We start from the raw sequence: 458 nt of genomic DNA on the forward strand, positions 1-458 counted from the left end.
GCCGCTTCTTAAGGTCGGCGCGGGCCGGCCGGAAGCGGCAATCGCGCGGCTTACTCGCCGCTGCCTTCGGGTGGCGGGCCGGAGCGGACGATGCTCGCGATCGGACAGCGCATCCCTTCCGCCCGGATCGCGCCGAAGCGGTCGAGCTGGCCGCCGGCCGAGGTCTCGAAGCCGAGCGAGAGGGCGGTGCGCAGCCGCGGGCACGCGCCCTGGGTGCGGACGAAATACCAATCGTTGTTCGGGCCCTGGACGTAGAGGCTGTCCTCGCCCGCGACCTTCCAGTCGACCGCGTTGGCCGAGCTGAGGAAGGGGATGGAGGTCTCGCCCGCCTGGAGCCCGGCCTCGCCGTCGGCGGTGCAGCCGGCGAGCAGCGCGCCGCCGGCCAGAAGGATGATCGTCCGCGTCATGTCCGCTCCATGGCCCGTCTTCGTGACGCGGCTATGAACGCTCCTCCTCGT

1 protein-coding gene is annotated in these 458 nt (G+C 71.8%); it reads right to left on the reverse strand.

Annotation, left to right across the window (positions count from 1 at the left end; genetic code table 11):
• Positions 1 to 50: 50 nt before the first annotated feature.
• A partial coding sequence (locus tag AC2JF9_RS09065; RefSeq protein ID WP_500727107.1) for a DUF6491 family protein occupies positions 51 to 458 on the reverse strand: 408 nt, incomplete at its 5' end.

The sequence above is a fragment of the Lactobacillus sp. C449L genome (assembly GCF_059900815.1).